The following is a 13,093-nucleotide window of genomic DNA, read 5'->3' on the forward strand; positions in this document are numbered from 1 at the left end:
CGCTGTGGATTAATGTGGATTGATCAGAAGAGCGTCGGTTCGCCGATGCCCGGCGTGCGCTCGATCTGTAGGAGCCGCTGTTTGGTGTCGATGCCACCGGGGGCGGAGAAACCGTGCAGCCCATGGTCGGAGGCCAGGACTCGGTGGCAGGGGATGATCAGCGGAATCGGGTTGCGGCCGAGTGCTTGCCCGACGGCTTGGGCCGCGCCGACGGCGCCGACGCGTTCGGCGACCCCGCCGTAGGTGAGGGTGCGGCCCGGGGCGATATCGCGCGTGACCTCGTACACCGAACGATGGAACTGCGGGATCGTGCTGATGTCCAGGGGGATCCAGCGCAGATCGTCCAGTTCGCCGGCCAGATGTGCCCGCACGCCCGCGATGGCGTCGGCGATCACGCCGTCGGGTTCGGATTCCTGGATGGCGCCGAACTCCGGGCTGTCGCGAGTGATCTGCGCGCGCGTGGCCTGCGCGCTCGCCTCGGGGAGCCGAAATCGCACGACCGCGTCCGCGCGCCATGCGATCGCGCACGTTCCGATCGCGGTATCGAACAGGGCCGCCACCACCGGCGGGCCACCTGGTGCGTTCATGGGTGACAGTCTGCCCGGTGCCACCGACACATTCGGTACGTGCGGTCCAGTCGCATCAACTGGACTGTACGAGGGCTTCGTCAGGAGCGTTGCCGCCATCGCGCGGAGGGAGTCCACTCGGGCTCGCACTGATGCGCGTACACGGCGGCGATATCGCGAAAAAGACGCTGCTCATCGTAATGCGAAACAGGGAGGTTGCTGATCGGATCGCGCGGACGCAACCGGTCCACATCCTGCCCATCCGCAGCACGCCGCGGCGCGTAGTAGTAGGCCGACAAGCTGAAGGTCACGATGACGAAGAGGGTGACGAGGAAGGTCATTTCCCCAGCGTGCGCCGACTGGCCTTGCCGATAAAGAGCCAATGCCCCGATACTGGACTGTATGGCGACACGTGTGATCGGTGCGGCGGGCCTGGCTCGCGACCTCGGCAGCTGGCGTGATCCGGAGGCCGAAGGGGCCCGCAAACCCGCGCGTCCGGCCTATCTGGCGTTGGCGGAGGGGATTCGCCTGCTCATCCACGACGGTCGCGCCCCGCTGGGTATCGCGTTGCCGAGCGAACGTGATCTCGCCACCACCCTCGGCGTCAGCCGCACCACCATCACCTCCACCTACTCCCTGCTGCGTGAGCACGGCTATCTGATCACCCGACAGGGTTCGCGCAGCACCGTCGCACTACCGCCGACCGTCCAGCACGACGGCAGTAGACCGGCCAAGGGCATCCTGGCGATGATGGGTGGGGCCGATCAGCCGACGGTCGATCTCACCTACGCCGCCATGACCGCGCCGCCCGAGATGGAGGCGGCGTATGCGACAGCGCTACAAGGTATTCCGTCCTACCTCGGCACCCACGGCATGGACCCGGTCGGTGTGCTCGCGCTCCGCGAGGCGGTGGCGCGTCGCTACACCGAGCGCGGACTTCCCACCGATGCGGACCAGATCCTGGTGACGCTCGGTGCGCAGCACGGACTTCGGCTGCTGCTCAATGTGCTCGCCCCGCCCGCCGCGCGCGTCCTGATCGATCACCCCACCTACCCCAATGCCATCGAAGCCATCCGCGATGTCGGCGCACGCCCGGTCCCGGTGCCGCTGCGTCCGGAGTCCGGGTGGGATCTCGATGGAATCCGTAGCGCAGCAAGGCAAACCGCGGCCACCCTGGCCTATCTGGTACCCGATTTCAACAATCCGACCGGCCTGCTCATGCCCGCCGAGGATCGCGCCGAACTCGCCGCCATCGCCCGTGACACCCGCATGTCCATCATCATCGACGAGTCCATGGCCGACCTGGCCCTCACCGATGCCACCCCACCTCCGCCGACCGCCGCGTTCGCCCGTGGCGCCGAGATCATCACCATCGGTTCGGCATCGAAATCGTTCTGGGGCGGCCTGCGCGTCGGCTGGATCCGTGCGGGTCAGTCCCTGATCACCCGCCTGCTCGGCATCCGCGCCACCGTCGACCTCGGCACCCCCGTCATGGATCAGCTGGCCACGACCCACCTGCTCGAACACGCCGACACCATCCTCACCCACCGCCGCGCCCAACTCCGCGATCAACGCGCGGCCCTGCTCACCGCCCTGTCCGAGCACCTGCCGGACTGGCAGGTCGCCGCGGGCGCGGGTGGAATGTCGGTCTGGGCCCAGCTACCGGCCCCGGTCTCCACGGCCTTGGCCGCGACCGCCCCGAACCACGGCGTCCTCCTCGCGGCCGGACCCAGGTTCGGCGTCCAGGGCGCCTTCGAACGCTTCGTCCGCCTCCCCTTCACCCACCCCACCGCCGACCTGCACCGCGCGGTCGAATCGATCGCGGTCGCCTACGCGGCCCTCAGCCCTCGCGCAGCGGAACCGCTGCAACCGCTGACCTGCTACTGAGTGCCCAATGTAGGCGGAACTTGCTGTGCGCCGGTACGGCCACGCTGTCCGGACAGCGTGGCCGTACCGGCGCGGGAACTCAGTCCGCCCAGACCGATTCGATCGGTGTCGCCGCAGTAGGCGGCGGGGTCGGGGTGGGGTTGGGGGTGCGGGAGAAGCGTGGGGCCGGTGCGTGCTGGGTGATGTTCTCCAGGTCGAGCAGGGATTCGCGGGCCACGATGTGGTCGTTCTCGGTCGCTTCCTCGAAGGTCAGCACCGGGGTGACGCAGGCGTCGGTGCCGATGAAGATCTCGGTCCACTCGTCGCGGGTCTTGGTGCGGAAGCGTTCGGCGAACAGCTTTTTCAGGGTGTCCTGGCCTGCGGGATCGATCTGGAACGGCAGACCTTCGGGGTCGATGCCGAGACCGGCCAGCAGCTGGGCGTAGAACTGCGGTTCGATGGCGCCGACGGCCATATGCTTGCCGTCGGCGGTTTCGTAGGTGTCGTAGAACGACATGCCCGTGTCCAGCAGGTTCACGCCGCGTTCGTCGGACCACGCGCCGGAACCGCGCATACCCCAGATCATATGCGAAAGAGCAAGGGCCCCATCGACCATCGCGGCGTCGATGACCTGCCCCTTACCGGAGTTCTGCCGTTCCACCAGCGCGGCGAGGATGCCGAACACCAGGAACATCGAGCCGCCACCGAAATCGCCGACCATGTTCAGCGGCGGCACCGGGCGTTCGCCCTTACGGCCGATGGCGTGCAGGACGCCGGTGAGGCTGATGTAGTTGATGTCGTGACCGGCGCGGTCGGCCATCGGGCCGAACTGACCCCAGCCGGTCATCCGGCCGTACACCAGGCGCGGGTTACGGGCCAGCACGTCATCGGGGCCCAGGCCCATGCGTTCGGTGACGCCCGGACGGAAGCCCTCGATCAGCACATCGGCCTTGTCGAGCAGGCCCAGCACCTTCTGCACATCGGCCGGGTCCTTCAGATTGGCTTCGACGATGGTGCGGCCGCGCAGCTGCGGCCGGTCGAAGCCGCCGGGCAGCTGACCGGCCCGCTGGACCCGCACCACATCGGCGCCGAGATCGGCCAGCAGCAGTGCGGCGTGCGGACCAGGGCCGATACCGGCCAGTTCGATAACCCGGATGCCCGCGAGCGGGCCCTGCGTGGTGGATGGAGTGCTCACGCCCTACCTCGGTTCGTCGTCGAATCCTGCGCACCGGGGGCCGGTGCTCGTCGCCGGGAGCCGCCCGGTGACTGTATTGACAGTACGACAATAACCTGGACCTACGGTACCGGTGCCTCCGTGCTGCATGACCTCGTCCGGTACGACAGAATTCGGACACAAGGTTCGCCCGGCGATCGGGGGGAGCGTCGGCGCCGTAGTCGCCCGCGTTGTCCGGGTTGAGCGGTGCGGCGGCATCAATGCCGGTGGGGTCGGGCCGATGGCTACCGCGCCGACAACGGAGGGACGAGACAGTGAGTGTGTGGGGCGAGATCGTCGTCGGCCTGGTGATTCTGGTCGGCCTGCTCGGGATCGTCATCCCGATCCTGCCCGGCGTGGTACTGATCTTCGGCGCGATCGCCGTATGGGCCTTCCTCACCGGCGGCGCCACCGCCTGGACGGTCTTCGCGATAAGCACTGTCCTGCTGGTGATCTCGGGCGTCATCAAATACACCTGGCCCGGACGGAAACTGAAGGAAGCGGGCGTCCCCAACCGCTCCCTCTACCTCGGCGCCGTTCTCGGCATTATCGGCTTCTTCGTCATCCCCGTCGTGGGCTTGTTCGTGGGATTCATTGCCGGGGTGTACATCTCCGAACTTCAGCGCGTCCGCGGCCAACGTTTGGCCTGGCAGTCCACCTGGCACGCGGTCAAGGGTGTCGGGCTGTCGATCCTGGTCGAACTGCTCGGGGCGCTGCTCGCATCGGGCCTGTGGTTGATCGGCGCTTTCGTCGCCTGACGGTTGGTACGCGAGTGACGGCGTAAGGGTTCCGCAAGGGTTCGGCAAGGGGTGGGCGGTTTGCTTTCGGTCGTCCGGTGCTGCGTTGGCGCCGCGTGATGACTCGGGAGGAACGCCATGTTCGACTGGTACGTCTGGATGCTCGTGGTCAGCGGCCTCATCATGATCGTGATGGCTGCTGTGAAGGGTGGGCAGAGTGAGGCGTCCCGGTGGCTCAACGGCGCCTTCGGCGCCGGATTCCTCGCCTACGCGGGATATCTGGCGTTTGTCTTCGAAGGCGGCAGCTATCTGATCTTCTTCCAGGCGTTCATCGTGCCGGTGCTGATGGTGGTGAACTTCGTCCGCTCGACCGATTGGACCGCCCTCACCACCAGGCCGACCCCGACGCAGCAGGCGTGGCGCGCCTATCAGAAGGAGCAGGAGCGGCTCGCGAAGCTCTGACCGAAAGACCGCCGGACCGGGCCAGCCGGATCTTCAGGCATTCCACGGGTCGATCAGCGGTACGCCCATCGGAGTGAAATCCTTGACGTTCCGCGTAACGAGCGTCATGCCGTGCTCGCTCGCAGTTGCGGCGATCATCGTGTCCCGTTCAGGGCGGGGGTCCGGTACGTGAAACCGAGCGGCGCGGCGTGCAGATGCCAGATCGAGGTCGAGAATCCGGCCCGCGAATGTGTCGAGAACCTCTTCGTCGAGCCACGTTCGGAGCCGCTTTCCTTGGATCGAATCACGTCGTTCGATTCGGCCGATCCCGATCTCGATCTCCATCACGGTAATGACACTCAAGTACAGTTCGGACGGCCGTCGTCCGCCGATCCACGCTCGGACCGATGGGCTCGCGATGCGTGACGATTTCCGGAGTTCACTGAGGACGTTGGTGTCGAGCAGAAATGTCACAGCGGCGGAATCTTCGTTTCGACGTGCAGCGGAGCGGGATCGAAATCGATGTCGTCGTCCTCCATGCTCAACCGGGCCAGGATGTCCTGGCTGTCGGCGCGCAATCGCCGATACTCCTCGATCGAGAGCAGGACGAAGGCGTCCGCGCCGCGATCAGTGATCACGACCGGGCCTTCGGCCGCTGCGCGCTTGGCAGCGCTGACGTCGCGATTGAACTCGCGTGCACTCATCGTGGTCATCGACACCTCCTAATGTAGGTACGTACCTACATTAGGGCACCGGCGGTCCCTGCGCCAGGAATATTCCGACTCCGAGGCCGTGGGCGGACAGGGTTCTCTGCGCCAGGCCATCTGCCTGAGGAGTCTGGTGCGCAGCCGGTGCTGAGGCCCGAACTACCCTCGGCTGTGTGCGCGACAGGATCCATCCGTCTCGGGAATCGATGCTGCGCGCGGCACGGATGGCGGATGTGGTTCACGAAGAGTGGATGCAGGACTGGCCGGTCGAGGTGTCGGATCCGGAACGGTTGGACGAGTTCGTCGGGCTGCTCGTCGCGAACAAGACGGATGGGGAGTTGGCGTACTGGTTACTGAATCTGGTGCTCGAGTCGGCGGGTGGGCGAGACGATCTTCGTGAGCGGGCCGAGTCGCTGACCGAAGTGCTGGTCGAGGTGCTGGAGGCTGCGGAGGCACCGGCGATAGCTGGAGTGCTCGAGTACTGGGCCTGCTCGGGCGAAGACCCTGACGAGTGGTTTCCGGTGACTCCATGCGTTCGGGAGGCTCGGCGGCGTATCGGGTAGGGCGGTGGCAGTCCGAGTTTGAGCGTTCACGGCGTGGGTAGCTGAATCGGAGACCCATATCGAGAGGAAGCAGCTCCACATGTTCAACGCCAGGAAGATGATCGCGGTAGGTGCGGGTGCACTCGGAATCGCGGCGGGTACAGCGGTTCTGCTCCCGGCCACCGCGTCCGCGGCAACCTACGGCGGTCAGTGTGGCTCCGGATTCAAGGTCATCGACTCGCATGAACTGAAGGGCGGCACGGTCTTCCTCACCTACAACGGATCGAAGAACTGCGTTGTCACCGTGCGTGACCAGCCGGGAGACCCGATACGGATGGGTGCGGGCCTGCGGCTGTCGTCCGACCACGACAAAGAGGTCATCGATGACGATCAGTACAAGGAGTACGCGGGCCCGGTGACGGTCGAGGCGAAGGGGCAGTGCATCGACTGGGGTGGCCTCATCGGTGACGACAAGTGGCAGACCTTCAAGGTGCACTGCGGCTGAGGGGTGTGGTTCCGAGTGGTTGCCGCGCCTCGCAACCACTCGCCCACCGCCGCGATGACCGGCGCTCGGGTTCCGGTCGAAGGCGCACCATCGAGGAAACCGCACGCCTCCCGCGCCGCTGTATACGGTTTGCCCACCGGGCGGTGTCAGTGCCCGTCGCTACGGTCACCGTATGACCCATCCCGCTCCGCGCACCTTCGATCAGGTGTGGACTCATTTCCTGCATCAGCTCGGCAGGTACTCGCCCGCCTCCGTCGAGACCCTGCAACCTGGCGCCACCGCCGAGCAGATCGCGCATCTGGAAGCTGTCCTGGGTTTCGATCTGCACCCCGACGTTCGGGCACTACTCGAACATCACAACGGCGCTGCGTATGTCGACGGGAATGCCGTCGAAGGTGCCGAATTCCTGCCTATGGGGTACATGCTCGACCCGATCGACCAGATCCTCGTCGGTCACGATTCGCGAACCACCTTCAGCGCCGAGAACCGAGCAATGGGCATACCCGAGGAGGCCCTCTACGGCCATGGCCACCAATGGGTTCCGATCGCTCACTCCATCGACGCCGGTATCTTGTTCGTCGAGCACCGCCCCGGGCCGACCTACGGTCATGTCATCGAATTGGGTATCGGCTCGGGCGCCTTCGAAGGCACTCTGTGGGCCGATACGCTGCTCGGATTCTTCGACGCCCTCACGCACTCCCTCGACACCCGCACCCCCTTTCACGACCAGACCCCCGGCGTGTGGGAGTCGAACCGCACCGAGAAGGTCTATTTGCGCTGGAACTGGGAAGAGTGAACCATCCCCGACACCCTTCGTACGAGCCCGGGTAACCGGGATCAGGGACGTCTCAGGCGGCGGCGAGGAGAGAGAATTCGCCTGCTTCGATACCTGCGGTGAAGGCGTCCCATTCCTGGGCCGTGTAGGTGAGGGCGGTGCCGTCTGGGGCGCGGAGGGTCATCTCGCCGGTGCTGGTCGGGGTGAACGAGGCGACCCCGGGCAGTGAGCGGTTTGTGCGCTCGGTTGCTGCGGTCAAGAAGCCGGACCAGGCGGTGAAGGGGATGGTGATTACCGGCTGCCTGACCGTGGCTCCGTTCGTGGTGCGGCGATGCTTGCTGTCCCGGATGAGCGCCGAACCGGTGCTGAACCGGACTTCTACGCAGTTGTTCGACGATGCGGAGAAGGAGGACTTGAACCAGCCGCCTCGTAGTGTGGTGCTCATGAGGTCGATCCTATCGTTCTGATCACATCCTGAATCCGTGCCAGAGAGCCCTCACGCGATAGTGACGCCTGCGCGGCTGAACCGAAGGCGGCGGCCAAAGTTTCGATCTTGCCCGAGTCCTCGATCACCTCGGCTACCACGGCCGACTCATGCCAGCCGACGGGCGGTGTTCGGTCGCCGGGGAAGTCGAGAATATGGAATGCGGCGCCACCAAGTGTGGGTCCTGTGGTGCTGCTGAACGGGAGGACCAGCACGTCGATGGTGTCGTGGTCGTTGATGACCTCGACCAGGTGCTCGAGTTGCGCACGAAGGACGTCGGGTCCTCCGATCTGCTGGTGGAGGGCAGCTTCGGAGATTACGACGTTCAGGCGCACAGGGTCGTTGCCGATCCGCTCCTGCCGCTTCATCCGAGCTTGGACACGTCGCCGTACCTCGGGGCGCCGCACTATGACCTGATCGCCGGAGATGAGATGGCGGGCGTAATCCTCGGTCTGGAGTAGGCCGGGGATCAGCAGGCTTTCGAACGAGCTGATCTCCTCGGCGCCGAACTCCAGCCCCCAGAGGCGGGATTCTTCCGCGTTGAAGACATTCGCGTACTCATCCCACCAGCCGCGCCCTTTGGCGAGGGTGCGCAACTTCAAAATCTGCTCGCGTTCGCCACCGTCGATTTCCAGCAGCTCGAGTAGGGCGATGAGTCTGTCTTCGGCCAGGATCATTCGATCCCGCTCCACCCGGTACCAGTAGTTCGGGGCCACGCCGAGCTTCTTCGCGATGGCCGTGCCGTTCAGGTCCAGCTCATGCTGGCGAAGTCGCAACCGCGAGAACAATTCCCACTTCGCGACGGTCGGTGACGGTGGCGCCACGGAGTCTCCTTCGTTGGTCCGAACGAGCTGGATGCAGGTAGACGATACACCGACGCCGATGGCACACGGTACGAAGCAATGTAAATTTACATGCAATAAGTAAGTGCAATCGACTGTATACATTGACTGCAAATGGCCTCGTCGCTTAGCGTCCTGGTGCCGGGTTGTCACAAACCATGCGACGACCCATTCATCGGAGGGGTTCGGATGATGCTGCTCGTGTCGGGGGTCGGAACGGGGAACGACCAGGTCAAGCGGTCGGCGTGGTACGTAGGGCAGAACAGGTGGTCGATGTTGTGGCTACCGGGGCGGACCGTGCCGACCGAATGCGCGGTGGCCGCGATTCGGGCCGCGGAAGTCCTCGACGGACAACCTGGAGTGCACGATCCGGTGTGGCCGGATGTGCATTCGGATGTGCGTCTGCTCGGCTACACCGCACGGGAGTTCGCCGCGCTGCTCGGGGTGGATTGTGCTGCGCCCGATGCCGTCCCGGCGCGGGCACGACGATCCAGCCTCCGGTCGGCGTGGAGGTGAGACAGACCATGACCGATCTACTGCTGTTCGTCCTCGGGATCGGAGTGGGCGGCCTGATGGCGGGCGTCGTGATCATCTTCGTGCGGCCCGGCCGCGCTGACCCGGCATGGTCGGTGCGCAGCATTCAGGCTCGGCTCGAGTACGAGCAGACGGTCGGCCACGAGAGTGTGGCTCGTCCGGTTCCGCTGCGGGACAGGCGAACAGCGTGATCGAGCACGGTAGGTCACTGCCATCGGCGGATGAAGTGCTGTCTGCGGTTCGCGGCGGGCATGGCACCGGCTCGCCACTGCTGGTCTGGGCGGGGGAGCTGGCAATCCTGTACCGGGACTCGGTCGCGGATACGCGACGGCTTTCCGAGATTCGGGTGGGGATCTCAGCGGTGGTGGCTGCCATCGATGCGTGGCTCGTTGCGCAGTTGCCGCCGGGACGATGTGGCCCGGTGCGAGGGACCGAATCGCTGGGATCGGTCGTATCGCGATTGGCGGAGGCCCACGTGCTGGCGCAATGGGAGCTGACGCGATGGCCTCCGGCCGATGAACGGGTGCATCGAGCGTGGGTGCAGCTGGCCGAACTTCGCGACGGTTACGACGATCTGGTGCCCCAGGTGATGTCAAGAAGGGTCGAGCTGCCGCGATCGTGGCGCGGAATCGCCGACGCCGTGCGCGAGCACTCGGCTTCGGATGGCCTTGCATCCGTTGATCGGAAGACCATGTGAACCTCAGCCGTCTGCGATACAGCCTGAAAACGCTGTCGGCGGGCGCTCACTCCACGATCGGTAGGGGGACCGTGTCCAGCGTCTCGGGTTTCGGGAGGTCCGAAAGGCGTAGCGGCAGGGTGGGTTCGGGTGGGGCGTGGAGGGGGAGGGTCGGGTCGGGGTCGACGATTTCGCGTTTGACGGGTGGGAGGCGGTAGAAGGCGCGGGCGTTGTCTTCGAGGACCTTGTACATGTCGACGCCGACGATGTCGCAGAGCAGGTCCACGTCGGAGTCCTCGAAGGGGCGTCCGGCGCGGGTGCCGGGGAGGTCGGTGCCGAACATGAGGGCTTCGGGGCTGACGGCGTGGATGCGGCGCAGGGCGGTGGCGACGTCCATATCGACGCGGCCGAAACCGGTGGCCTTGACGCGGGCGCCACGGTCGACCAGGTCCAGCAGGTAGGGCAGGCCGTCCTCGGACATGCCGAGATGGTCGATCGACAGGGCGGGCAGCTTCAGGATGACCGGTTGCAGTGAGGCGAGCATCTGGCCGTCGATATAGACCTCGACATGCCAGCCCGCCAGCTCATAGGCCCGCACCGCCTGCAATGTCATCGCGGCGATATCGGCGGCGGCGCGCTTGAGGTTGAATCGCAGCGCGCGCACCCCGATGCGGTCCAGCTCCACGATCTCCGCGTCGCTGGCGTCCAGCGGCAGCCGGGTGACGCCGACCCAGCCCTCGCCGAGTTCGGCCAGCGCCGCCTTCAAATAGCTCTGATCACTGCCCTGGAAGGAAGCGCTGACCACCGCTCCACCAGCGACATCGAAGCGCGACATACGCTTTCGATAGTCGTCGATGGTGTAGGGCTCCGGCAGGTAGCCCTCATTCTCGATCAGCGGAAAACGCGGATCGATGATGTGGACATGGGCATCGAACACCTGTACAGCATGCCTCAGCGTCGTGTTTTGCGCTTCCCCCGAATGGACAGCGTCAGACCTTGTGCGGCTCGCTGGCGCGCAGCATGTCCTCACGCTCGACCACCTTGACCCGCTCGCGGCCTTCGGGCTCGCCGAGCGCGCGTTCGTGGGCGTCGAGGCGGTACCAGCCGTCCCAGGTGGTGAACGGGATGCCCTTGCCCTCGAGGAACTCGAGTACCGCTTCGGGCTCGGGGCGCTCGGCGGGGGTGAAGTCCTTGCTGTCGTCGAGCAGGCAGGCCACGGTCTCGTTGGCGTCGCCCTTGGTGTGGCCGATCAGGCCGACCGGGCCGCGCTTGATCCAGCCGGTGACGTAGGTGCCGGGCAGGTAGCGCGCGGCGCCGTCGGCGTCCTCGTCGGCCAGTACGCGCCCGGCCTCGTTGGGCACGACGCCGGCCTGATCGTCGAACGGCAGGTTGGTGATGTTCTGCGACAGGTAGCCGACGGCACGGTAGACCGCCTGCACATCCCAGGTCCGGTATTCGCCGGTGCCCTTGACGTTGCCGGTGCCGTCGAGCTGGGTGCGCTCGGTCTTGAGGCCGACGACCTTGCCGTCCTCACCGAGCACCTCGGCGGGCGATTCGAAGAAGTGCAGGTAGAGCTTGTGCGGACGGTTGCCCTGGTCGCGGATCGCCCACTGCTCGAGGGTGTTGGCGACCATGTCGACCTGTTTGGAGTGGCGGCGCGCGGCCTCGGAGCCCTCGTCGTAGTCGATGTCCTCGGGGTCGACGATGACCTCGATGGTCGGCGAATGATCAAGTTCGCGCAGCTCCAGCGGGGTGAACTTGGCCTGCGCCGGGCCGCGACGTCCGAAGACGTGCACCTCGACGGCCTTGTTCTCCTTCAGGCCCTTGTAGACGTTCGGCGGGATCTCCGTCGGGAGCAGCTCGTCACCGGTCTTGGCCAGCACGCGCGCGATATCGAGGGCGACGTTACCGACGCCGAGCACCGCGACCTTCTCGGCTTCCAGCGGCCAGGTGCGCGGCACATCCGGGTGCCCGTCGTACCAGGAGACGAAGTCGGCGGCGCCGTAGGAGCCGTCCAGATCGATACCGGGGATCGGCAGCGCCCGGTCGGCGTTGGCGCCGGTGGAGAAGATCACCGCGTCGTAGTAGACCTTCAGGTCGTCGAGGGTGATGTCGGAGCCGTAGTCGATATTGCCGAGCAGGCGCACCTGCGGCTTGTCGAGCACCTTGTGCAGGGCGGTGATGATGCCCTTGATGCGCGGATGGTCCGGCGCGACGCCGTAGCGGATGAGGCCGAACGGCGCGGGCATCCGCTCGTAGAGGTCGATGGACACGTCCGCATCCGACTTCATCAACGCATCGGCGGCGTAGATACCGGCCGGTCCGGCACCCACGATCGCGATGCGGAGCGGGCGTGCAGCTGCGGTCTGTTCGGTCATCGTTTACGCGCACCTTATGGTTGGGACAGTAAATGGCGTCCTGATTAGCTTAGGCTAAGTTGACGCACGGCTGGATTGCACCTGTACGGCACCGGCCGCGATCTCGCCGATTCTATCGGGGGCCGCTCGAGCGGGCTGCGGGGACCAGGGATCATCGTCTGTCATGAGCGATCAGCAGTCAGCCGAACCGGGTGCCGACGAGCCCCGTCGTACACCGGCAGACGGGCAGGAAAGCGACGATTCGACCCGCTCGATGGCACCGTTCATCATCGCGGCGGCGATCGCGGCGATCGTGCTCGCCGTCATCGTCATTGCCGAGCTGGTGTCCCCGGTTGAGAAAAATGTCACAGAGGCCGACCGGGTCGCCGCCGCGGTCCGCGACTTCGGCGAGGCGAGTTCGCGCTACGGCCTGGTGCCGCCGAAGGAAGCGGCGTGCCCGGACTTCGATCCGAAGCAATCGCCGCTGGCCGGACGGCTCGACGAGGGCGAGACCGGAAAAGCCATAGAAATCACGAAACTCGACGGAATGAAGGTCGAGGGCGACCGCGCGACGGTGACGGTCCTCAGCAAGGTCGACGGTGCCGAGGCCACCGGAACCTGGCGGCTGCGCCGCGTCGACAACGAGTGGCTGGTCTGCCACTGAACCCCAGCGCAAGCCGCTGATCGGGGGTTTGACACGACAACCCCCGGCCAGGCAATCTCGTTTCAGGTCATGAGTACCAGCGCCAAGCCCCGGCTGGCTGGTCGGCAACCCTCCTCCGCGGTGGGGTGCTCCGGGTGACGACCTGGCACGCATCGAACCCAGATGCGGCAAGTGCGGATTCTCT

The 13,093-nt window shown here is 65.9% G+C and carries 19 protein-coding genes and 1 riboswitch; of the genes, 10 read left to right on the plus strand and 9 right to left on the minus strand.

What is annotated here, in order from left to right; translation table 11 throughout:
* Positions 1-23 precede the first annotated feature (23 nt).
* Complete coding sequence (locus tag QH168_RS20110; RefSeq protein ID WP_280236291.1) at positions 24-587, minus strand: methylated-DNA--[protein]-cysteine S-methyltransferase; 564 nt, start codon at positions 585-587, stop codon at positions 24-26.
* An 80-nt stretch (positions 588-667) separates the two neighbouring features.
* Positions 668-907: a hypothetical protein gene (locus QH168_RS20115; protein WP_280236292.1), complete on the minus strand. Its 240-nt coding sequence runs from the start codon at positions 905-907 to the stop codon at positions 668-670.
* 61 nt (positions 908-968) lie between these two features.
* Here QH168_RS20115 and QH168_RS20120 point away from each other — a divergent pair, with 61 nt between their 5' ends.
* Positions 969-2,453 (plus strand): PLP-dependent aminotransferase family protein, encoded by a 1,485-nt coding sequence (locus QH168_RS20120; RefSeq protein ID WP_280236293.1) that lies wholly within the window; start codon positions 969-971, stop codon positions 2,451-2,453.
* A 79-nt stretch (positions 2,454-2,532) separates the two neighbouring features.
* On the opposite strand, the gene QH168_RS20125 is transcribed toward QH168_RS20120, so the two are convergent.
* Positions 2,533-3,627: a CaiB/BaiF CoA transferase family protein gene (locus QH168_RS20125; RefSeq protein ID WP_280236294.1), complete on the minus strand. Its 1,095-nt coding sequence runs from the start codon at positions 3,625-3,627 to the stop codon at positions 2,533-2,535.
* 293 nt (positions 3,628-3,920) lie between these two features.
* Between QH168_RS20125 and QH168_RS20130 the strand changes: the two genes are divergently transcribed.
* Complete coding sequence (locus tag QH168_RS20130) at positions 3,921-4,403, plus strand: DUF456 domain-containing protein (protein ID WP_280236295.1); 483 nt, start codon at positions 3,921-3,923, stop codon at positions 4,401-4,403.
* 117 nt (positions 4,404-4,520) lie between these two features.
* Entirely contained in the window at positions 4,521-4,844 is a 324-nt protein-coding gene (locus QH168_RS20135) for a hypothetical protein (protein ID WP_280236296.1), read from the plus strand.
* A gap of 33 nt (positions 4,845-4,877) precedes the next feature.
* Here QH168_RS20135 and QH168_RS20140 read toward each other — a convergent pair whose 3' ends face one another.
* Positions 4,878-5,297 (minus strand): type II toxin-antitoxin system VapC family toxin, encoded by a 420-nt coding sequence (locus QH168_RS20140; RefSeq protein ID WP_280236297.1) that lies wholly within the window; start codon positions 5,295-5,297, stop codon positions 4,878-4,880.
* Positions 5,294-5,536 carry a type II toxin-antitoxin system Phd/YefM family antitoxin gene (locus tag QH168_RS20145; RefSeq protein ID WP_280236419.1) on the minus strand — a complete coding sequence of 81 codons (243 nt, stop codon included), beginning with the start codon at positions 5,534-5,536 and terminating at the stop codon, positions 5,294-5,296. Before QH168_RS20145 ends, QH168_RS20140 begins: the two co-directional genes overlap by 4 nt.
* A 167-nt stretch (positions 5,537-5,703) precedes the next feature.
* Here QH168_RS20145 and QH168_RS20150 point away from each other — a divergent pair, with 167 nt between their 5' ends.
* The 3 genes from QH168_RS20150 (at position 5,704) to QH168_RS20160 (ending at position 7,373) form a co-directional block, all read left to right on the plus strand.
* Positions 5,704-6,093: a hypothetical protein gene (locus QH168_RS20150; protein WP_280236298.1), complete on the plus strand. Its 390-nt coding sequence runs from the start codon at positions 5,704-5,706 to the stop codon at positions 6,091-6,093.
* A 79-nt stretch (positions 6,094-6,172) separates the two neighbouring features.
* Positions 6,173-6,577 (plus strand): hypothetical protein, encoded by a 405-nt coding sequence (locus QH168_RS20155; RefSeq protein ID WP_280236299.1) that lies wholly within the window; start codon positions 6,173-6,175, stop codon positions 6,575-6,577.
* Positions 6,578-6,749: 172 nt separating this feature from the next.
* On the plus strand, positions 6,750-7,373 hold the full coding sequence (locus QH168_RS20160; RefSeq protein ID WP_280236300.1) for an SMI1/KNR4 family protein: 624 nt from the start codon (positions 6,750-6,752) through the stop codon (positions 7,371-7,373).
* Positions 7,374-7,425: 52 nt separating this feature from the next.
* Here QH168_RS20160 and QH168_RS20165 read toward each other — a convergent pair whose 3' ends face one another.
* Positions 7,426-7,797 (minus strand): DUF397 domain-containing protein, encoded by a 372-nt coding sequence (locus QH168_RS20165; RefSeq protein WP_280236301.1) that lies wholly within the window; start codon positions 7,795-7,797, stop codon positions 7,426-7,428.
* Positions 7,794-8,660 carry a DUF5753 domain-containing protein gene (locus tag QH168_RS20170; protein WP_280236302.1) on the minus strand — a complete coding sequence of 289 codons (867 nt, stop codon included), beginning with the start codon at positions 8,658-8,660 and terminating at the stop codon, positions 7,794-7,796. Before QH168_RS20170 ends, QH168_RS20165 begins: the two co-directional genes overlap by 4 nt.
* Positions 8,661-8,951: 291 nt before the next feature.
* Between QH168_RS20170 and QH168_RS20175 the strand changes: the two genes are divergently transcribed.
* From QH168_RS20175 to QH168_RS20185, 3 genes are all read left to right on the plus strand, one after another.
* Complete coding sequence (locus QH168_RS20175) at positions 8,952-9,194, plus strand: hypothetical protein (RefSeq protein WP_280236303.1); 243 nt, start codon at positions 8,952-8,954, stop codon at positions 9,192-9,194.
* An 8-nt stretch (positions 9,195-9,202) separates the two neighbouring features.
* Entirely contained in the window at positions 9,203-9,403 is a 201-nt protein-coding gene (locus QH168_RS20180) for a hypothetical protein (RefSeq protein WP_280236304.1), read from the plus strand.
* A gap of 230 nt (positions 9,404-9,633) precedes the next feature.
* Positions 9,634-9,909, plus strand: a complete 276-nt coding sequence (locus QH168_RS20185; protein WP_280236305.1) for a hypothetical protein — start codon at positions 9,634-9,636, stop codon at positions 9,907-9,909.
* Positions 9,910-9,955: 46 nt separating this feature from the next.
* Here the strand turns inward: QH168_RS20185 and QH168_RS20190 are convergent, their stop codons facing one another.
* Complete coding sequence (locus QH168_RS20190; RefSeq protein ID WP_280236306.1) at positions 9,956-10,825, minus strand: amidohydrolase family protein; 870 nt, start codon at positions 10,823-10,825, stop codon at positions 9,956-9,958.
* Between the two features lie 52 nt (positions 10,826-10,877).
* Positions 10,878-12,266 carry an FAD-dependent oxidoreductase gene (locus QH168_RS20195; protein WP_280236307.1) on the minus strand — a complete coding sequence of 463 codons (1,389 nt, stop codon included), beginning with the start codon at positions 12,264-12,266 and terminating at the stop codon, positions 10,878-10,880.
* 163 nt (positions 12,267-12,429) lie between these two features.
* Between QH168_RS20195 and QH168_RS20200 the strand changes: the two genes are divergently transcribed.
* Positions 12,430-12,909 (plus strand): Rv0361 family membrane protein, encoded by a 480-nt coding sequence (locus QH168_RS20200; RefSeq protein ID WP_280236308.1) that lies wholly within the window; start codon positions 12,430-12,432, stop codon positions 12,907-12,909.
* A 65-nt stretch (positions 12,910-12,974) separates the two neighbouring features.
* A riboswitch (SAM riboswitch) is annotated at positions 12,975-13,089 on the plus strand.
* Positions 13,090-13,093 lie beyond the last annotated feature (4 nt).

The sequence above is a fragment of the Nocardia cyriacigeorgica genome, from assembly GCF_029868385.1.
In the GTDB taxonomy this organism is placed as follows: domain Bacteria; phylum Actinomycetota; class Actinomycetes; order Mycobacteriales; family Mycobacteriaceae; genus Nocardia; species Nocardia cyriacigeorgica_F.

Bases quoted from the DNA above. Each gene is read 5' to 3' on its own strand.
- QH168_RS20120 (WP_280236293.1), top strand. From the start codon at position 969: ATGGCGACACGTGTGATCGGTGCGGCGGGCCTGGCTCGCGACCTCGGC.
- QH168_RS20145 (WP_280236419.1), bottom strand. From the start codon at position 5,536: ATGACCACGATGAGTGCACGCGAGTTCAATCGCGACGTCAGCGCTGCC.
- QH168_RS20160 (WP_280236300.1), top strand. From the start codon at position 6,750: ATGACCCATCCCGCTCCGCGCACCTTCGATCAGGTGTGGACTCATTTC.
- QH168_RS20135 (WP_280236296.1), top strand. From the start codon at position 4,521: ATGTTCGACTGGTACGTCTGGATGCTCGTGGTCAGCGGCCTCATCATG.
- QH168_RS20180 (WP_280236304.1), top strand. From the start codon at position 9,203: ATGACCGATCTACTGCTGTTCGTCCTCGGGATCGGAGTGGGCGGCCTG.
- QH168_RS20200 (WP_280236308.1), top strand. From the start codon at position 12,430: ATGAGCGATCAGCAGTCAGCCGAACCGGGTGCCGACGAGCCCCGTCGT.
- QH168_RS20110 (WP_280236291.1), bottom strand. From the start codon at position 587: ATGAACGCACCAGGTGGCCCGCCGGTGGTGGCGGCCCTGTTCGATACC.
- QH168_RS20175 (WP_280236303.1), top strand. From the start codon at position 8,952: ATGTTGTGGCTACCGGGGCGGACCGTGCCGACCGAATGCGCGGTGGCC.
- QH168_RS20115 (WP_280236292.1), bottom strand. From the start codon at position 907: ATGACCTTCCTCGTCACCCTCTTCGTCATCGTGACCTTCAGCTTGTCG.
- QH168_RS20195 (WP_280236307.1), bottom strand. From the start codon at position 12,266: ATGACCGAACAGACCGCAGCTGCACGCCCGCTCCGCATCGCGATCGTG.
- QH168_RS20155 (WP_280236299.1), top strand. From the start codon at position 6,173: ATGTTCAACGCCAGGAAGATGATCGCGGTAGGTGCGGGTGCACTCGGA.
- QH168_RS20165 (WP_280236301.1), bottom strand. From the start codon at position 7,797: ATGAGCACCACACTACGAGGCGGCTGGTTCAAGTCCTCCTTCTCCGCA.